The organism is Streptomyces sp. NBC_00075 (assembly GCF_045041225.1).
In the GTDB taxonomy this organism is placed as follows: domain Bacteria; phylum Actinomycetota; class Actinomycetes; order Streptomycetales; family Streptomycetaceae; genus Streptomyces; species Streptomyces adonidis.
Genome location: NZ_CP108243.1, coordinates 11,613,372 through 11,632,329, shown reverse-complemented (window position 1 = coordinate 11,632,329; position 18,958 = coordinate 11,613,372). Strand labels below are relative to the sequence as shown.

17 protein-coding genes and 1 pseudogene are annotated in these 18,958 nt (G+C 69.4%); 10 read left to right on the top strand and 8 right to left on the bottom strand.

Annotated elements, in window-relative coordinates; all coding sequences use genetic code 11:
* Positions 1–10: 10 nt before the first annotated feature.
* The 6 genes from chrA to OG787_RS51200 are packed head-to-tail and all read right to left on the bottom strand — an operon-like array spanning position 11 to position 4,886.
* Positions 11–1,159: a chromate efflux transporter gene (chrA, locus tag OG787_RS51225; protein ID WP_369032830.1), complete on the bottom strand. Its 1,149-nt coding sequence runs from the start codon at positions 1,157–1,159 to the stop codon at positions 11–13.
* Positions 1,156–2,208 (bottom strand): ABC transporter ATP-binding protein, encoded by a 1,053-nt coding sequence (locus OG787_RS51220; protein ID WP_369032831.1) that lies wholly within the window; start codon positions 2,206–2,208, stop codon positions 1,156–1,158. Before OG787_RS51220 ends, chrA begins: the two co-directional genes overlap by 4 nt.
* Positions 2,205–3,044: an ABC transporter permease gene (locus OG787_RS51215; RefSeq protein WP_405540325.1), complete on the bottom strand. Its 840-nt coding sequence runs from the start codon at positions 3,042–3,044 to the stop codon at positions 2,205–2,207. Before OG787_RS51215 ends, OG787_RS51220 begins: the two co-directional genes overlap by 4 nt.
* On the bottom strand, positions 3,041–3,820 hold the full coding sequence (modA, locus tag OG787_RS51210) for a molybdate ABC transporter substrate-binding protein (RefSeq protein ID WP_369032832.1): 780 nt from the start codon (positions 3,818–3,820) through the stop codon (positions 3,041–3,043). Before modA ends, OG787_RS51215 begins: the two co-directional genes overlap by 4 nt.
* 5 nt (positions 3,821–3,825) lie before the next feature.
* Positions 3,826–4,098, bottom strand: coding sequence for a MoaD/ThiS family protein (locus tag OG787_RS51205; RefSeq protein WP_369032833.1), 273 nt, complete (start codon positions 4,096–4,098; stop codon positions 3,826–3,828).
* Between the two features lie 11 nt (positions 4,099–4,109).
* A complete protein-coding gene (locus OG787_RS51200; protein ID WP_369032834.1) occupies positions 4,110–4,886 on the bottom strand; it encodes a ThiF family adenylyltransferase in 777 nt (258 codons plus the stop codon).
* 123 nt (positions 4,887–5,009) lie between these two features.
* Here OG787_RS51200 and OG787_RS51195 point away from each other — a divergent pair, with 123 nt between their 5' ends.
* Both OG787_RS51195 and OG787_RS51190 read left to right on the top strand, forming a co-directional pair.
* Positions 5,010–5,285, top strand: coding sequence for a winged helix-turn-helix domain-containing protein (locus OG787_RS51195; RefSeq protein ID WP_405540324.1), 276 nt, complete (start codon positions 5,010–5,012; stop codon positions 5,283–5,285).
* Positions 5,286–5,983 (top strand): annotated as a pseudogene (locus OG787_RS51190) (cation transporter).
* A gap of 117 nt (positions 5,984–6,100) precedes the next feature.
* On the opposite strand, the gene OG787_RS51185 reads toward OG787_RS51190, so the two are convergent.
* Together OG787_RS51185 and OG787_RS51180 are read right to left on the bottom strand one after the other, a co-directional pair.
* Positions 6,101–7,540 carry an ATP-binding protein gene (locus OG787_RS51185; RefSeq protein WP_405540322.1) on the bottom strand — a complete coding sequence of 480 codons (1,440 nt, stop codon included), beginning with the start codon at positions 7,538–7,540 and terminating at the stop codon, positions 6,101–6,103.
* Between the two features lie 13 nt (positions 7,541–7,553).
* Positions 7,554–8,240 carry a response regulator transcription factor gene (locus OG787_RS51180; RefSeq protein ID WP_369032837.1) on the bottom strand — a complete coding sequence of 229 codons (687 nt, stop codon included), beginning with the start codon at positions 8,238–8,240 and terminating at the stop codon, positions 7,554–7,556.
* Between the two features lie 568 nt (positions 8,241–8,808).
* On the opposite strand from OG787_RS51180, the gene OG787_RS51175 reads away from it, so the two are divergent.
* The 8 genes from OG787_RS51175 to OG787_RS51140 all read left to right on the top strand — a co-directional run bounded on the left by OG787_RS51175 (position 8,809) and on the right by OG787_RS51140 (position 18,957).
* Positions 8,809–10,047, top strand: coding sequence for a cytochrome P450 (locus tag OG787_RS51175; protein WP_405540321.1), 1,239 nt, complete (start codon positions 8,809–8,811; stop codon positions 10,045–10,047).
* 14 nt (positions 10,048–10,061) lie between these two features.
* Positions 10,062–13,094: an amino acid adenylation domain-containing protein gene (locus OG787_RS51170; RefSeq protein ID WP_405540320.1), complete on the top strand. Its 3,033-nt coding sequence runs from the start codon at positions 10,062–10,064 to the stop codon at positions 13,092–13,094.
* 13 nt (positions 13,095–13,107) lie between these two features.
* Complete coding sequence (locus OG787_RS51165; protein ID WP_405540811.1) at positions 13,108–13,884, top strand: leucyl/phenylalanyl-tRNA--protein transferase; 777 nt, start codon at positions 13,108–13,110, stop codon at positions 13,882–13,884.
* 37 nt (positions 13,885–13,921) lie between these two features.
* On the top strand, positions 13,922–14,674 hold the full coding sequence (locus OG787_RS51160) for an N-acetyltransferase (RefSeq protein ID WP_405540319.1): 753 nt from the start codon (positions 13,922–13,924) through the stop codon (positions 14,672–14,674).
* Between the two features lie 93 nt (positions 14,675–14,767).
* Complete coding sequence (locus OG787_RS51155; RefSeq protein WP_405540318.1) at positions 14,768–15,823, top strand: methyltransferase; 1,056 nt, start codon at positions 14,768–14,770, stop codon at positions 15,821–15,823.
* Positions 15,823–17,643, top strand: coding sequence for an acyl-CoA dehydrogenase family protein (locus tag OG787_RS51150; protein WP_369032842.1), 1,821 nt, complete (start codon positions 15,823–15,825; stop codon positions 17,641–17,643). Before OG787_RS51155 ends, OG787_RS51150 begins: the two co-directional genes overlap by 1 nt.
* Complete coding sequence (locus OG787_RS51145) at positions 17,633–18,337, top strand: hypothetical protein (protein ID WP_405540315.1); 705 nt, start codon at positions 17,633–17,635, stop codon at positions 18,335–18,337. Before OG787_RS51150 ends, OG787_RS51145 begins: the two co-directional genes overlap by 11 nt.
* Positions 18,337–18,957: a pyridoxamine 5'-phosphate oxidase family protein gene (locus OG787_RS51140; protein ID WP_405540314.1), complete on the top strand. Its 621-nt coding sequence runs from the start codon at positions 18,337–18,339 to the stop codon at positions 18,955–18,957. The genes OG787_RS51145 and OG787_RS51140 overlap by 1 nt, the downstream gene beginning before the upstream one ends.
* Position 18,958 lies beyond the last annotated feature (1 nt).

Here is an 18,958-nt window from a genome sequence, read left to right as displayed (position 1 = left end):
GTTTCCTCCTTCACATGAGGTGGTGGGCAAGGAGCCGGAGCAGCCCGAAGGCGGCGCCCGCGGCGACGAGTACGAGGGCGGACTGCGGCCGACGCCACAGGATCAGGGCCGCTCCCGAGGCGAGGCCGGCGGTGAGCGGGTCGATGATCCCGGTCCGGGCGAACTCCACGGTGACCCCGGCGAGCACGCCGATGGAGCCCAGGGTGATGCCGTCGAGGAGGGCGCGGGTCCAGTCGTGGGCGCGGATGAAGCGCAGCAGCGGGCCGGCTGCCACCATCAGCGCGAAGGACGGAAGGACCACGACGACGGTGACGACGAGCGCGCCCAGCGGCCCGCCCAGGGTGTAGCCGAGGAAGGTGGCCGTGTTGAGCACAGGTCCCGGGGTCACCTGTCCCACCGAGATGGCGTCCAGGAGTTCCGTCTCGGTGATCCAGCCGCGGTCGACCACCAGTTCGCCGCGGAGCAGCGCCATCAGCACGGCCCCGCCGCCGAACAGCAGCGCGCCGGCCTTGAGGAACACACCGGCCAGCGAGACCAGATCGGTGTTCCCCATGGGGGCGGCCAACGGGAGCATCAGAGCGCCTTGTTTGTTCTGCCGGAGGGTGTTGCGGTGCCGGGCAGCCAGCGCGAGGACCCCTGCGGCGGCGAGGAGGAGGAGTTCGTCGACTCCCAGGACGTACACGAGTGCCACCGCGGCCATGAGGACCGCTCGCAGCGGCCTGCGGAGTTTGGCGGTCTTCGCCAGCCGTACGACCGTCCAGGCCGTGACCGCGACGACCACCGGCTTGATGCCGTACAGCAGCCCGGTGGCCGCGGGGGTGGTCCCGTACTCCAGATAGAGGGCGCCCAGGAGCGCGGCGAGGAAGGCACCGGGAAGGATGAACGCCACGCCTCCGAGCACGAATCCCGCCCGCCCGGCCCGCCGCTGGCCGATGTGCATGGCCATCTCGACGGCGTTCGGACCGGGCAGGACACTGACCATGCCGGTCAGATCGAGGAAGTCGCGTTTGTCGATCCATTGCAGGCCGAGTACGACCTTGCTGTGGACCAGCCCCATGGTGGCCGCCGGTCCGCCGAACGACAGCGAGCCGATGCGCAGGAACACCCAGAAGACCTCGGCGGCCGCCCGGCCCCGCGCGGGTCGCTGTACTTCGGTCATGCCGGGAACACCTCGATCTCGGTGGCCTTCACCGAGGCCCAGACCGTGTCACCGGGTCCCAGGCCGAGTTCGGCGAACGCCTCGGCGGTGACCTCGGCGACGAGCGGGGGTTTGCCGGTCAACGCGACCCGCAGCACGTCGCGTTCGACGTCGAGGCTCTCGATCCGGCAGGCCCAGGCGTTGCGCGGCGATCCGCCGGGGCGTTCCCGGTGCAGGGCCACCGCACGGGGCCTGATGCCGGCCCATACGTCGCCGTGCCTGCCGTCGGGCACGACCAGTTGGACGCCGCCGTCCACGGTCAGCCGGCCGCGCTCGGCCCAGCCGCGCAGCAGGTTGACGCCGACGAACCGTGCGACGTACTGCGAACGCGGGCGTGCCGTCACCTCGGCCGGGGTGCCGGTCTGCACCACGCGTCCGTCCTGCAGGATGATCAGCCGGTCGCCGAGGGTGAAGGCTTCGGTGGGGTCGTGGGTCACCACCAGCCGTACGCCGGGGAAGGACCCCAGTGCCCGCTGCAGGTCGCGGCGCATCTCGGCGCGCATGCCGACGTCGAGCGCGGACAACGGCTCGTCCAGCAGCAGCATTTCCGGTGCCACCGCCAGTGCCCTGGCCATGGCGACCCGCTGTGCCTGGCCGCCGGAAAGCTCGGCCGGCCGCGCTGCGGCACGGTCGGCGAGCCCCAGTCTGTCCAGCCACTCGGCGGCCTGCCGGGATGCCTCGCGGCGGGGCACCCGACGGCAGCACAGTCCGAAGGCGACGTTGTCCACGGCGCTCAGGTTCGGGAAGAGGCGCAGGTTCTGGAAGACGACGCCGACCGGACGGCACTCGGGCGGTACGAATGTCCTGGCGGCCGGGTCGTCGAGCACCCGGCCGTTCAGGCTGAGCCGTCCCTCGTCGAGACGGTGCAGTCCGGCCAGGGCGCGCAGCATCGTGCTCTTCCCTGCCCCGTTGGGTCCGAGGATGGCGACGGTCTCCCCGTCGCCGACCTCTATGTCGACGTCGAGGTCGAAGGTTCCGTTCACCACATGCATCTGCGCTGTGAGGGTCACAGGCCACCTGCCCACTGTTTGCGCAGCCCGATCAGGATGCTCAAGGACACCGCCAGGAGCAGCAGGCTGAGGACGACCGCTGCTTCGGGGCTCTGTTCCAGGGCGACGTAGACCGCGAGCGGAAGGGTCTGGGTGGTGCCGGGGAGGTTGCCGGCGAAGGTGATGGTGGCGCCGAACTCGCCCAGGGCACGCGCCCAGCACAGGACCGCTCCCGAGAGCAGGGACGGACGGATCTGCGGCAGAGTGACCCGCCGGAAGACCGTCCACGGGCTCGCGCCGAGGGTCCGGGCCGCCTCCTCCAGCTGACGATCCGCGGACTGCAGCGCGCCGCACACCGTCAGCACCAGGAAGGGCATCGCCACGAACGTCTCGGCGAGGATCACGCCATGGGTGGAGAAGGCCAGGCGGATGCCGAACGTCTCGTCGAGGAACCGGCCGAAGACGCCCTCGCGCCCGAACGCCAGCAGCAGCGCCACACCTCCGACGACTGGCGGCATCACCACGGGCAGGGTGGTGATGGCGCGCAGGACCGAGCGGCCCGGCAGTTGGGTGCGCGTCAGGATCCACGCCACCGGAACGCCCAGTACGAGGCACAGCACCGTCGCGCAGAGCGAACACATCAGGGAGACCCGGAGCGCCTCGCGAGCCTGCGGGGACCACAACTGTGTGGCCGCGTCGGCCCACGGGACACGCCACAGCAGGGACGCCAGGGGCGCGGCGAACAACGTAAGCCCGAGGCCGCCGAGCAGCATGACCGCCACCGCCAGCCACCGCGAACGGCGGGCTCGCGGTGGCGGCGGGGCCGCGGCGACCGGGGGTGGTGCCGTGACTGTCATTGCGGGTCCCGGAAACCGTGCTTCTTCAGGATCTCCTTGCCCTCGGAGGACAGCAGGAAGTCCAGGAACACCTTGGCACCGGCGGCGTTGTCCCCGGTGTTCAGGACACTGGCCGGGTAGTGGGCCACGACGTTCTGGTCCTCGGCGATGGCCACCGCGTCCGCTTTGCCCGAGGCCGCCTTGGCGTCCGTGGCGTACACGATGCCGGCGTCCGCCTCCCCGAGCGTCACGCGGCTGACGACCTGCTTCACGTCGAGTTCCTCACCGCCGCTCGGCACAGGCACATCCGCGCGCTCCAGTGCCTGGCGTGCGTAGCGGCCGGCGGGGACCTGGGGCCCGCACAGCGAGACCGTCAGATCCTCGCGGTTCAGGTCCTCCAGCCCGCGGATCTTGTCGGGATTGCCCTTCTGGACCAGCAGGCTCAGCGTGTTGTCCGCGAAGAAGCGCACGGGGCCGTCGGTGAGCCCCGCGTCCACCGCCTTGTCCATGGTGGGCTCGTCGGCGGAGGCGAAGAGGTCCGCCGGGGCACCGTTGCGCAACTGCGCGACCAGGGTGGAGGAACCGCCCAGGTTGAGCCGGATCTCCATGCCCGGATGCACCTTCGCGAACGCGCTCTTCGCCTCTTCCAGAGCGCCGCTGAGGGAGGACGCGGCGAAGACGGTGACCGGTTTCGTCCCGTGCCCGCTCTGCTCGGCGCCGCCCGCGCTGCCGCATCCGGATACCGCCAGGGCCAGCACGGCGGAGGTGACGGCCCCGGCGATCCACTGTCGTGCCATGGGGGTCAGCCTCCGGCCATGGCGGGGACGACGTGGACTTCGTCCCGGTCGGTCAGACCGGTCTTGTCCCCGTCCAGCCCGCGTATGTCGTCGCCGTTGACGAAGACGTTGATGTGCCGGAGCAGCGCGCCGTCCTTGCCGCGCAGGAGGTCACGGACCATGGGGTAGCCGGCGATGAGGTTGTCGAACACCTCGGACACCGTGCTGCCCGGTACGTCGACGGTGGCCTTGTTCTCGGTGTGCTTGCGCATGATGGTGGGGACGAAGATCTTCGGCATCGGATTCTCCCTCAACAGTCGTTGTTGTCGAGTTGGCCGCAGACCGGGCATTCCGGTCGACGGGCCACGTTGAGCAGCCGGGTCATGTTCGTACGCAGGTCGAAGAACATCAGTTGCGAGTCCAGCGGCTCGGCGAATCCGGTGATCACCTTGATCACCTCCATGGCCATCACGGTGCCCACCAGACCGGGCGCCGTGCTCAGTGCGGGGAAGACCTTGATGTTCGTCCAGTAGGGCGGCTTGGTCGGGTAGATGCACGACAGGCACGGTGTGCGGCCCGGCCGGACGGTGGTGATGTAGCCCTCGGTGTCGTACATCGCTCCGGAGACCAGCGGGATGCCCAGTTCGACCGCGGCCTTGTTGAGGGCGTAGCGCTCCTCGAAGAGCGGCGCGCCGTCCGCGATGAGGTTGGCGTCGCCCACTATCCGCAGGACGTTGTCGTCGGTCACGTACTCGGAGTACGTGGTCACCTCGACGTCGGGGTTGATCCGGTGGAGGCTGTCGGCGAACGCGTCCACGCAAGGGCGTCCGACGTCCTTGGGGTTGGCGAGCAGCATCCGGTTCAGGTACTCCGGCACGATCTCGCCGCCGTGTGCGACGGTGATGTGGCCCACGCCGGCCATCGCGAGGTGCGTCGCGACCGTGCCGCCGACTCCGCCACCGCGCGAGATGGCGACATGGGCGTCGCGGAGCCGGCGCTGGCCCTCTATGCCAAAGCCTTCCAGCCGGAGCTGGCGAGAGTATCGATCGAGTTGGAACTGGGTGAAGTCTGGCGCTTGAAGCGTCATCCTCATTCCCCCCGTTGTCCTGGATCGGCTGATTGTTCGAACAGCGACGAACGTAGGGGGACACGGATCAGGGGCTGTGCAGCAGAACGTCAAGGGCACGGCAAGAGCCCGACAAGGAACGAGATGGCCGCACGCGAGCCCGTAGCCGGCGGTCTCCAGTTCCCCGACAGGCATTCCTCGGTCCACGATCGGATCGGGGTCTCCCGCACCCGGCTTTCCAACCATCTGGCCTGTCTGCGCGACTGCGGCCCGGTCGTCGCGGTTCCCGATGGCCGGCGAACCCGATACGAACTCGCCGATCCCCGACTCGGTCATGCGCTCGACGGCCTGTGCACGGCTGTCGTCGCCGTCGCGTCGGACCGTACGTGCGCCGACGCCGACCAGAAGGGCTGCTGCTGAATGGCCTCGATATCCCTTGGCCCGTCCTCGGTCCGCCGCGACACCCTGTCCCGGCGCATACGGCTGCTGGTCGCAGTGACGATCGCCTACAACGTGATCGAGGCGGTTGTCGCCATCACCCCGGGCACCCTCGCCTCTTCCTCGGCGCTGGTCGGGTTCGGGCTCGACTCCGTCATCGAGGTCTCCTCCGCGGCAGCCGTCGCCTGGCAGTTCTCCGCCGACGACGCCGTCCGGCAAGCACGCGAGCAGACCACCCTGCGGATCGTCCCTGTGTCGTTCTTCGCACTCGCGGCCTGTGTCACCTTCGACTCGATCCGCGCGTTCACCGGCAACGGGGAAGCCGATCACTCCACCCCCGGCATCGTGCTCGCCGCGCTCTCCCCGGTGGTCATGCCTTTCCTGTCGGCCGCTCAGCGCCGTGCCGGCCGGGAACTCGGATCCGGTTCTGCCGTAGCGGACTCCAAGCAGACCCTGTTGTGCACGTATCTGTCCGGCGTCCTGCTGATCGGCCTGCTCGCCAACAGCCTGTTCGGCTGGTCCTGGGCAGCCCGGTCGCCGCTCTCGTCATCGCTGCCGTTGCCGTAAAGGAAGGCCGCGATGCATGGCGCGGGGATGCCTGCTGCGGTCCTGTCCCGACCGCGAGCTCGTCAGCACCCAAGGACGAGTCATGCGGCTGCCGGCCCGGTTGCAGCTGCTGACACCTGGATCAATCAGGAACGACCGCAGGAACAGGCAAACCAGGCTCGTTCAGCGGAACGTCAAGGGCACGGCAACGGCTCGGCAACTGGGACGGCGCGTTCTCCGCACTGCCGTCCTCAGTCCACCGTGGCCCGGGAGCACACGGGTACCAGCACCGTGCCCTCGGTGACCTGTGCTGCCCGGGGGCAGAGCGGCATCTGCACTCGGGCCTCGATGCCGTGCGGCACCGTCGGCAGCAGGCGCAGCGATCCGCCGTTGGCCTTGGCAAGGGTGTCGGCGATCGCCAGCCCCAGGCCCGACCCCTCGTGTTTGGCGGATTTCGCTCCGCGCCAGAACCTGTCGAGGGCGCGTTGGCAGTCCTCCGCCGACATGCCCGGGCCTTCATCGATCACCTGGATCTGCGCGAACGCTCCCGCCACCATGTGACGAATCGTGATCGAGGTGTCCGCGTCGGAGACGTGGAGCGCGTTGTCGATCAGCACGTCGAGAATCTGTTCGAGATGGCCCGGTACGCAGGCCGAGACGGTCCCGTCCGTGCCGGGGGCGAGCAGTGTGATCTGTTTGCGGGCGGCGGCCTGCTCCCAGGCGGCCACCCTGGTCGCGATGACCCTCGCCACGTCCACCGGTGCCACGGACTGGTCCCGGCCTTCGGCCCGGGCGAGCCGCAGTAGTTGGTCAAGCAGTGTGGAAAGGCGTTCGATCTCCGCCACGGCCTGCTGGAGTTGCTTCATGGCCTCCGGCCGGACTCCCGACTCCAGTGTCTCGACCCGCAGCCGCAGCGCGGTCAGGGGATTGCGCATCTGGTGCGAGGCGTCGGCCACGAAGGCCCGCTGAGTCTCCAGCAGCGTCACCAGGTGATCAGCCATCCGGTTGAACCCGTCGGCCAGTCCGTGCATTTCAGGGGGACCTGCGCCGCACCGCACGCGGACGTCGTACGCCCCGTCGATGATGGCGTGCACCGTGTTGTCGAACTCCCGGATGGGACGCAGCAGCCACCGGCTCAGCGGCACGCTGGCGAGGCCGACCGCGGCCAACGCCAGTGCCGCCGCACAGATCAGCAGCACGGTGTGGCTTTCCACGTCCCGTTGCACCGCCGCGCTCGAAGCGACGGAACCCAGGGCCCCGATCACCTCGTCCCCATGCCGGACGGGCTCGGCGAGGATGACCTTGCCCGGTCGTACGGAATGGCCGAGGTCCTGGGACGGTTCGACGCTCTTGCCACGCAACGCCTTTGCCAGCGGAGAGTGGAGTGCGGTCGCGGCGACGTCGATGTCAGTGCGCGACGCGGCGGCCACCCTGCCGTTGGTGTCAACGAGGACGACCGCGGTCTGATGGTTCGATTCGTATCGTCGCAGTCGCTTCTCGAAGGCCGTCGCCGATGCCTTGTCCTTCAGCACCGCGGTGGCCTCCAGGGCCAGTTCGCGGGCTTCCCCTGCCCGGGTCATGGCCAGTTGATGGTAGGCGCTCATCGAGTAACTGAGGGCCAGCGGGACCTCAAGCATCAACAGAATGACCGCAGTGAGGGTCAGATAAGTGAGGAGCAGCTTCCTCCGCACAGGCCCCCCTCCCTCAGTCACACGGGTCGGTCAGCCGGAAACCCACACCGCGGACGGTCTCGATCCATCGTTTGTCGCCGAGCTTGGTCCGCAGGGTTCCCACATGGACATCGAGAGTCCGGGTCGAGCCGAACCAGTTCTCGTCCCAGACCCGTTCGATGATCTGCTCTCTGGTGAGCACCGCCCCGTGTTCGGCCGCGAGCAGTGCCAGGAGGTCGAACTCCTTGGCCGTCAGCGCCAGTGGCTCGCCCGCCAGGAAAGCCTTGCGTGCTCGTACGTCGATACTGAGCGCCCCGGTCTCCAGCTCGGAGCCGTCGGGTTCCGGCAAGGCCGTGGGGAGCGGGGCCTGCCTGGTGCGCCGCATCACCGCCTCGATACGGGCCAGCAGCTCGCGGAAGCCGTAGGGCTTGACCACGTAGTCGTCCGCGCCGGCCTGTAAGACCATGACCCGGTCTATCTCCTCGGAACGTGCCGTCAGCGCAATGATGGGGACCATCGAAGTGGCCCGGATCCGTCGGCACACCTCATAGCCGTCGAGGTCCGGAAGACCCAGGTCGAGGAGGACGAAATCGGCCTCCTCCGCCGCGTCCACCGCCTTGCCGCCGTCGGCCCTCCACAAGACGGTGTGACCGTGCTGCCGGAGTGCGTCTGTCAGTGCGTCTGCAACGTGCTCGTCGTCCTCGGCCACAAGTATGCGCACGTAGTCCACAACCCCCCGTTAAAGCCCACCTGCTGCCCGGATTCTACTCGCGCCTACATCCTGGAGGGCTGGAATATGCGTTCGGCGTATCGCCTGCTGGAACGGGCTGCGTCCCACCAGGCCGGACCGAGCACCTGATCGCCCGTCCTGTCGTCTCCATGTCCGAAGCTGAACAGTCTGCTGCACTGCGCTTGACGGTTCGTTGCACTTGCCCCGCCTAGCGTGAGTGCCGAGATTCAACCGCCCACGCAGTGATACGGATCGCGAACCCACCCGGTACCCGCACAGCCCGCAGGAGGTCCGGCCATGAGGTTCTCGAACTGGCTCCTTATGACCGTCGCGTTCCTCCTCCTGCTCATGGCCGCCTGGCTCCTGTTCAGCTTCCACACCCCGTCCGCCGTCTGAAGTCCCGTCGCCTGAAGTCTCCTGACACCCCCATCTCCCCCGTTGGGGGTGTCAGGGCTGCCCGAAGAACCCCGTGAACGGAGAGTCGCTCCCCGGACCGGGGCCGCACGGCGGTCCCGGTCCGCCATAGCCACCAAGCCCGGTATCCCACAGGAGATATGACGTGATCGCTTTCAGCACCACGCCCACCGTGGCCCTCGACAGTGCGGGCGGCCGCTGCATGTACGCCCAGGTGGACCAGCTGCGCGCCATGGCGCCGGCCGTCCCCGTGCAGCTGCCCGAGGGGATGGCTGCCTGGTCGGTGAGCCGCGGGGACGTCGTCAAGCGGCTGCTGACGCACCCCGCTGTCTCCCGGGACCTCAAGGGCACCGTGCCCGACTACGAGCCGGGCTCGGTCGCCTGGCTGTCGCCGTGGGTGGACATCGACCACATGGCCACCGCCGACGGCAAGGAGCACGCCCGGCTCCGCAGACTGATCACGCCTGCCCTCAGCCCCCGCCGCGTGACCGCCCTACAGCCCCATGTCGAGGCCCTCGTCGCCCGTCTCCTCGACGACCTGGAGGCGTTTCCGGACGACGAGCCGGTCGATCTGCACACCGCCTTCTCCTACCGGGTGCCGACCGAGACGATCTGCGACCTCTTCGGGGTCCCGGACGACCAACGGACCGAGCTGCTGCGCCTGTTCCGCGCTGTCGGGGAGACCGATGTGGCGAGCGAGGAGGAATCCGTCGCCATCATCAACGGCCTGGTCGCCGCGATGCACTCGCTGATCGAGGCCAGGCGCCGCGAGCCGGGCGACGACCTCACCAGCTTCCTCATCGGCGCCCGGGAGGAGGGCAGCGCCCCCCTCACCGAGCACGAGCTGATCTCCACCCTGCTGTTGATGATCGGCGGAGGCAGCGGCACCACCATCAACCTCATCGACCACACCGTGCGTGAACTGCTCGCCAATCCGGATCAGTTGCGCATCGTCCAGGAGTCTCCCGAGCGCTGGGCCGACGCGATCGAGGAGTCGCTGCGCGTGCACTGCCCCGTCATGCATCTGCCGATGCGGTGGGCCACCGAGGACATCGACCTCGGCGAAGGCGTGGTCATACGGGCCGGCGACGCCATCCTGATCTGCTACGGAGCCCACGGGCGCGACCCGGGCGTCCACGAGAAGCCGGACGTCTTCGACATCGGCCGGGAGGACAAGGACCACGTCGCGTTCGGGCTCGGCCCGCACTTCTGCCCCGGTTCACGCCTGGCGCTCCTGGAGGCCAGGGTCGCTCTGCCGGCGCTGTTCGAACGCTTCCCCCAGCTCGAACTGGCCGTCAAGCCGGACGAGATCGAGCCCGAGCACACCTTCATCGGGAACGGCGTCGCGTCCTTGCCCGTCCTCCTCCACCGCCTCTCGCGGTAAGGGGAGGCCGGGGGATGCGTACAACAACGTTGGTCCACGAACGCTTCGCCGCCCGCGCGGCCGCACAACCGGACGCGCTCGCCGTTGTCCACGGCGACGAGCAGATCGGTTACGGGCACCTCGACCGCCGTGCCGACCAGTTGGCCCATGTCCTGAGGCAGCAGGGGGTACGACGCGGCTCCGTGGTCCTGGTGCACCTGGAGCGCTCGATCGACCTGATCGTCTCACTCCTCGCCACGCTGAAGGCGGGAGCCATGTACCTGCCGGTGGAACCCGATGCGCCCCGCCACCGCGTGGCCCGATACGTCGAGGAAGCCGGCTGCGCGGCGGTGCTCACCCGGCACGACACCCTGGAGCTCTTCGCCGCCATGCCGGTGACTGCCATGGCCGTCGGCGGGGAACCGGCGGACGAGGTCCCGGCCGCCCCTGACCGGACCGCGGTCGAGCGGACGGACGGCGCCTATGTCATCTACACCTCCGGCTCGACCGGCGTTCCCAAAGGCGTCCGCGTCGATCACGCCTCCCTTGCCTATCTGTGCGACGAGATCAACGCACGGTACGGAATCGGCCCGGCCGACCGGGTCCTGCAGTTCGCGGCCGTCTCCTTCGACACCTCCATCGAGCAGATCCTCGTGGCCCTGCTCAACGGCGCGGCCCTCGTCCTCCCCGACCATCTCTGGGCGCCGAGCGACCTCGCGGACCGTCTGACGGCGTACGGGGTCACCGTGATGGACCTGACCCCTTCGTACTGGCGGGCCTTCCTGTCCGACCTCAGCCGTACGCCGGCCGACCTCGCGGTACGCCTGACGATCGTGGGCGGCAGCGCCGTGCACGCCGAGGACTGCCGGACGGCGCTGCGGCTGATGCCCCACTCACGTCTGGTCAACGCCTACGGCCTCACCGAGACGACCATCACGTCCTGCACGATGGAAGTCACCTCTCGGACGCTGCCCGCACAGGGCCCGGCGCCGGTCGGCCGCCCGCTGCCGGGCACGGTGGTCCAGGTACTCGACGACGGTCTGCAGCCTGTACCGTCCGGCCGGCAGGGCGAGATCTACATATCCGGCCCCGGTGTCGCGCACGGCTATCTCGGGGACGCCGCGGACCGGTCCGGTTTCCTGCCCGACCCCCGTGCGGAGCGGCCCGGCACCCTGATGTACCGGACCGGCGACGTCGGCGGCTGGACAGGTGCGGGCGATCTGGAGATCACCGGTCGTGCGGACCGGCAGCTCAAGGTCCGTGGGTTCCGGGTCGAGCCGGCCGAGATCGAGGCGGCCCTGTCCGCCCACGAGTCGGTCGTGGACACGGCTGTGGTGCCGTGGGTGGACGGTACGGAGACAAAGATCTCCGCGTACTACACCGCGGCCCCCGCGCGGGACGGTGTCCCGCCCACCGTCAGTGAACTGCGGGCGTTCCTCGCCGGCCGGCTGCCCGCCTATATGGTCCCCTCGGTGTTCGTCCGGCTGACCGACATGCCGATGACGAGCAACGGCAAGGTCGATCTGAAGGCGATGCCCGCCCCGGCCCCTTCCGGAACCCACACCGCATCTGCACCCGACAACGCTCCGGACCAGAGCGGCCGGCTGGTCGAGCGCGTGGTCGCCGGCATCTGGCGCCAGGTTCTCGACGTGGAGCGCGTCGAGCCGCACGACAACTTCTTCAGCCTGGGCGGTGACTCCCTCAAGGCCGCCCAGTTGCTCGCCAAGCTCCGTGAGTCCCTCGGCATCCTGATCACCCAGATCCGTCCGCTGATCCGGCTGCTGCTCGACGACGCGACGCTGCGCAGCTTCGCCGCCGCCGTCGAGTCGGCAAGGGCGGGCATGCTCGCCGACGACGCCAAGGCCGTGGACTTCACCGCCGAGGCCGAATTGGGCGTTCCCGTCCGGCGCGCCCCCGCCGAACCCGCCTCGTGGGAGAAGCCGGCCCACATCTTCCTCACCGGAGCCACCGGATTCCTCGGGGGCTACCTGCTCCGGGAGCTCCTGGCCTCCACCGACGCCACCGTGCACTGCCTGGTGCGCGCCGACGGCGATGGCCGCGCGATGGCGCGCCTCCAGAAGAACACCTCTCATTACTTCCAGGACGACCTGGAGCGCTACCGCGAGGAGGGGCGGATCCATGCCGTTCCCGGCGATCTCGCCGAGCCCCGACTCGGCCTGACGGAGGACGAGTTCGACCGGCTGGCCCGGATCGTCGACGTCATCCATCATCCCGGCGGACTCGTCAACTTCATCTATCCGTACGCCCACATGCGGGCGGCAAACGTCGAGGGAACCCGCGAGATCATCCGTATGGCCGCGCGGTACCGCAACGCCCCCGTCCACTACACCTCCACCATGGCGGTCGTCTCGGGCTTCGGGACCGCAGGCGTCCGGCAGGTGAGCGAAGCCACGCCGGCCGCCCATGCCGACCGTCTGTCGGTGGGCTATGTCGAGAGCAAATGGGTCGCGGAGGCCCTGCTCATGAACGCCGCCCGCCAGGGGCTCCCGGTGGCCGTCTACCGGGCCGCCGACATCTCCGGCGACCGGCGGACCGGCGCCTGGAACACCTCGACGGAGATGTGCGCGATGAAGAAGTTCATCGTGGACACCGGGATGTCCCCCGTCGCCGAACTGCCCCTGGACTACACACCGGTGGACTGCTTCGCCGCGGCCGTCGCACACATCGCCGGGTCACGGCTGCCGCAGGGCGACGTCTACCACCTCACCAATCCGGGCAAGGCGAACGTCTCCGTGCTCGCCGAACGCCTCCGCGCCCATGGCCACGAGGTACGTGAGGTCCCGTGGGCGGAGTGGGTGGAACGGATCGCCGAGATCGCGGTCGAGGAGCCCGGCCATCCCATGACGCCCTTCGCCCCGTTGTTCATCGACCGCTGTTCCACCGGCGAGATGAGCGTGGCGGAGATGTACCTGGAGACGACGTTCCCCGTCTTCTCCCGCGACAACGTGGAGCAGGCCCTCGACGGCAGCGGCATCGGGATTCCCCCGGTGGACACCGAGATGCTCGACCGCTACATCCGCTATCTGACCAGCATCGACTTCCTGTGAGGCCCACGTGCTGATGCCAAGCCCGGTCCGCCCCCGATCCGCATGGGGCCTCCTGGATCTGGCCGCCGCACCGACCGACGGCCCGGTCGCGTTCGGCGACGACCTCACCCCATGGAGCCTGCTCGACGCGTACCGGCACGGGCTGTACCCCTTTCCCGCCACCACCGTCGAGCACCGGCTCCTCAACGAGCTGAGTTACGAGCCCGAGGTGGCCGCCGGACGGATCGGTCTGCAGACCGGAAGCGGGTATCCGTACGGCGTCGCCTGGTGCTCCCCCGATCCCCGCCCGGTCATCCCCGCCGCTGAGGCACGTGTCCGGCGCAGCCTTCGACGGCAGTTGCGCGGCGTCAACTGGACGACCACCGCCGACGTCTGCTTCGAACGGGTGGCCGTCCAGTGCCGCGAGGGGCGCACGGAGTACTGGCTGACCGACGAACTGCTGGCGAGTCTGACCCGCCTGCACGAGTGCGGCTACGCCCACAGCGTCGAGGTCTGGGACGGAGACGAGCTCATCGGCGGGGTGTACGGCGTGCGGATCGGTGGCGTCTTCAGCGCCGATTCACAGTTCACCCTGCGCAGCGGTGCCGGCAAGGCCGCCGTGGCCGAGCTGACGCGCCGCTTCGCGGAGGCCGGCGGCATCGCGGTCGACGTACAGCGCGACAGCGACCACACCAGGCTGCTCGGGGCGCGGCCGCTCCCCCGCGCCCAGTACCTGGACCTCCTCCGCACCCCCCACCGGCCGTCGCCGCTGCGCACCGGGCGGAGGCCGGTCCAGCTGCTGACGGACTGACAAGGCCGGGACCAACGACCACACACCGGAGACCGCCATGCCTCAGAGCACCGCCGACACAGGACTGCACGTCGCGAGTCTCGCCGACCGCCCCGAGCTGGAGACGGCCATGCTGACGATGGAGTCGTCCTGGCCGGACTACATACGCCCCGACCCGACCCTCGTCCACTGGATCTTCAAGCGGCACGCCCAGCACCAACTCGTCGTCCTGGACGAGACGAAGACGGTCGTCGCCCGCGCCGCGAGCGCGCCACTGACCTGGGACGGCAACCCCGACAGCCTGCCCGACACCGGCTGGGACGAAGCACTGCGCCAGTGCATGACCGACACCTACAGCGGTCACCGGCTCACCGCGCTGTGCGCGCTGGAGATCGCCGTGGTGCCCGGCCACCAGTCCCGCAACCTCTCGGCGCGCACGCTCCAGGCACTGAAGGACCACGCCCGCAGCCAGGGCTTCGGCGACCTGGTCGCCCCGGTGCGACCGAGCCTCAAGCACACCGCGCCACAGCTGACCATGGCCGCCTACGCCGCGCGGACCCGCCCGGACGGGCTGCCGGAGGACCCCTGGCTCCGTGTCCACGTGCGGACCGGCGGCCAGATCCTCAAGGTCTGCCCGGCCTCGATGACCATCTCCGGAAGCCTCGCGCAATGGCGCGAGTGGACAGAGCTGCCGTTCGACACCAGCGGCCCCGTCGAGGTGCCCGGCGCGCTGACACCGGTGATGGCCGACGTGGAGCAGGACTACGCCGTCTACATCGAGCCCAATGTGTGGGTGCGCCACCGCCTCTGACAGCGCCTCGGCTCCGTTTCCCGAAATCGCTCGCCACACCTGTTGCACAGCCTGTTCCGTACCGACCGACTGACAAGAAGAAGGACGAACACCATGAGCATCAGTGGACCGCACAAGGACACCACCAAGCGCATTCAGCAGCGCGGCGCCCTGATCGAGCGGATCGGCGGCTACATGACCGCGCACGCGCTCGGCGTCGTGGCAGATCTCGGCATAGCCGACCTGATCAAGGACGGCGTACGCAGCAGCGACGACCTGGCGGCCGAGACCGGGGCGCACGAGCCGTCGCTGCGCCGCGTGCTGCGCCTGCTCGCGGCCGTCGGGGTCACCACGGAACCGGAGCCGGCCTGCTTCGGGCTGACCGAGGTGGGGGCTCAGCTGCGGTCCGACTCCCCCGATTCGCTGCGTGCCTTCACCCGGGTCTTCTGCAGCCCGATGTGGTTCACCGCCTGGCAGGGCCTGGGCCAGGCAGTCGCCACCGGCGAGGTGGCCTTCAGCCAGGCCAAGGGCTCCGACTTCTACACCAGTCTGACCGCGGACACCGAGTTCAGTGCCCTGTTCCACGAGGCGATGGGCGAGGAGTCCCGGATAGCGGCCGCACGCGTCGCCGCCGGCTACGACTTCTCCCACGCCACCAAGGTGGTGGACCTCGGCGGCGGCGACGGAACCCTCCTCGCGGCCGTCCTCACCGCTCACCCCCACCTGAGCGGAACCGTCTTCGACAGCCCGAACGGTGTGGCCGATGCCCCCGCGGTGCTGGGCAAGGCCGGAGTCGCCGACCGCTGCGAGGTCCAGCCGGGTGACTTCTTCCAGGACATCCCGGGTGACGGCGATCTCTACATCATCAAAAGCGTCTTCCAGGACTGGAACGACGAGGACGCGCTGGCCCTGCTGCGGTCCTGCCGCACCATGATTCCCGAATCCGCCACCTTGCTGATCGTGGGTACGGTGCTGCCCGAGACCCCCTCCGCCGACCAGTCGATCGCGTACTTCACCGATGTGAACATGATGGTCATGGCCGGCGGCCGGGAGCGGACCGAGTCAGAGTTCCGGACCATGCTTGCGGAGACCGGCTTCACGGTGCAGTCCGTGCGGTTCGGTGCGGCCGGGCCACTGTCCATGATCCAGGCCACTCCGTCCGCCGCCTGATGACAGCGCCCGGCTTCGGCGCGGAGCTCTTCCTCGGACGGCTCCGCACCGGCCTCCTCACCCCACCCCCCGGCGATCCGAGGCGCCTTGGGGACCCGGACGAGCAATTCCTCACCAGGCTGCGGGAGTTCTGCGAGAACCAGGTCGACAGTCATCTGATCGAACGTGAGGACCGCATCCCCGACCAGGTGATCCAGGGCCTCAAGGGACTCGGGGCCTTCGCCATCAAGATCCCCAGGGCGTACGGCGGACTCGGGCTGTCGGGACGGTGCTACCTCCGCGCCCTGATGCTGGTCAACAGCACCCACTCGGCGCTCGGAGAACTGCTCGCCGCCCATCAGGCCATCGGCCTGCCGCAGCCGCTCCTGCTGTTCGGCACGGAGGATCAGAAACGCGCCTTCCTTCCGCGGTGTGTACGGGAGATCTCCGCCTTCGCCCTCACCGAGCCCGACATCGGCAACGACCCGTTCCGGATGCACACCACCGCCATCCCTGACCGGTCGAGGGACACGTACACGCTGAACGGCGTGAAGCTGTGGACCACCAACGGCACCATCGCGGATCTGCTGGTGGTCATGGCCATGGTTCCCCCGGCGGAGGGCCGCGCCGGGGGCATGACGGTGTTCGTGGTCGAAGCCGACACACCAGGGGTGACGGTGGAGCACCGCAGCTCCTTCCTGGGGCTGCGCGGCCTGGAGAACGGCGTGACCCGGCTGCACGATGTCGTGATCCCTGCAGCGAACCGCATCGGTGAGGAAGGCGAAGGCCTGACCGTCGCCCTTGCCGCACAGGAGACCGGGCGGCTCTCGCTGCCCGCCGTCTGCGCCGCCGCCGCCAAATGGAGCGCGAAGGTAGCCCGGGAGTGGGCCGGTGCCCGTGTGCAGTGGGGACGGCCGATCGGTGAACACGACGCGGTCGCCGGAAAGCTGGCCTACATCGCGGCCACCGCCTTCGCCCTGGAGGCGATGGTCGAGATCTCCGGAGGCCGCGCCGACCTCGGCGGCGACACCACGCTCGAAGCCGAACTGGCCAAGCTCTTCGCCTCGGAACACGGCTGGCTGGTCGCCGACGAACTGATGCAGTTGCGCGGCGGCCGTGGCTACGAGACCGCGGAGTCGGCCGCGGCACGCGGCGAACGCGGTGTTCCGGTCGAGCGGCTGCTGCGCGACCTGCGCATCGGACGCATCTTCGACGGGTCGACGGAGGCCCTTCGGAGCTTCATCGCCGACGCCGTACTCAGCCACCATCGCGCAGCGGCAGACACGACGCCCGACGCGCCCAGCCTCGTCGAGGTCCCGGCCGACGCCCGCGTCGGCGAGCGCCCGCTCGCGGGGCATCTGCTCTTCGTCGAGCAGACCGCCGGACGGATCGCCGCGCCGCTCACCGAGTTCGCCCGCCGCCCGGAGGGTGAACTGGGCATCTATCAGCGCCACTTGGGCCGGCTCGTCGACATCGGTGCGGAGCTGTACGCGATGAGCACCGCCTGCGTCTACGCGGCGGCCCTCGGCGGCACCGACGACACGCCCGTGCGACTGGCCGACATGTTCTGCCGTCAGGCCCGGATCCGAATCGCGGAGCTGTTCGCCCGGCTGGTCTCCAACACCGACGACCATGACCGTGCCCTCGCCCGCGCCGTCCTCGCCGGCGACTTCACCTGGCTGGAAGAGGGCGTCATCGACCCCTCGATCGACGGGCCCTGGATCGCCGAGCCGAAACCCGGTACGGCGACCGGCCCCGACCTGCGCAGACGCACCGTCACAAGCGGCGTCGGCACATCACCCGATCTGACGGAGTGCAAGGGAGCGGACGATGGACGATGAAATAGCCACCCTCGTGTCAGTGGCACGGCAGCAGATGTCCAAGCAGTGGATGCCGAATCGGTTCCTCGACCTGCTGGAGACGGGCGAGGTACCGAAGGGGCATCTGCGCGCGCTGGCAGGGGAGCTCCACCGCCTGGTGGGCAGCGACCGCCGCAGCTTCTCCCTGCTGGCCTCGCGCTTCCCCTCGGCCCCCGCCGGCGACCTGTTCCTGACCATGGCTCAGGGCGAGTCGGAGGCGTTGCGCCTCCTGCTCGATTTCGCGTCCGCCCTCGGGATGGACGAGTCGGAGCTGGTGGCGTACGAACCGCGGCCGCTTGCTCAGGCGTACCCCGCCTATCTGACCCAGACCGCGCTCCACGGCACCCGCAGCGACATCGCCCTGACCCTGCTCGCCAATGCGGCCGAGTCGGGAGACCAGTACACGCGCGTGGCCGACGCGCTGTGCAAACGGTACGGATTCGACGAACAGGCCGTCGGGCACTTCCGGTTCTTCGCCGCCACGCCCCAGGAGCTGCTGGACCAGGCGGCGGAGACGCTGCGGACCGGGCTGGCCGGAGGAGACGACCCCGGTGAAGCCGTCCGGACGGCCCGGATGGTGCACGCCTACGAACTGGCCTTCTGGCGCGCCCTCTCCGAGGACATCGTGCGCGGACGGGCAGGCGCCGACCTTGCACGCGCAGCAGAGGGCCGATGATGACGGCCAACAGCACACCGCTGGGAAGAACCCGTCGCCTGCTGGAGAAGGCGCGCTATCTGAACCTGGCCACGGTGTCGCCGGAGGGGCAGCCCTGGGTGGCCACGCTGGAGTACGCCTGGCAGGCGGACCCGCTGCGATTCGTGTTCGGCTCGGCGGGGCTGTCCCGGCACGGGCTGGACATCGCACACACACCGGCCGTCAGCGGAACCCTGTTCGTGGCGCCGAGTACTCCCGGTCTGGACATCGATGCGGTCGACGGCGCCCAGTTCACCGGGACCTGCGGCGAGATCTCGGCGGCCGAACTGGGCGACTACTACTCGCACTTCTACCGGACGGTGTTCCCCGACCCCGAGCAACGTGACCGGTTCAGGCTCCAGCCGTCGCAACTGCGCGCTCCGGCACCGCACCGCCTGTACGTCGTCATCGTCGAGGAGTGGTGGCTGATCGACACCCGCACCTGGGAACGCGACAGGATCGACCGGCGGATGGAGGTTCCGCTGACCGAACTGTCCGCGGCCGCCCTCGACGGAAGGCCGTCGCGGCCTTCGAGGAATCCGCCGGTGGCCGCCCCCGCGCAGGGAAACGGCCACCGGACGCCGACCGGGCAGGGCCGTTAGG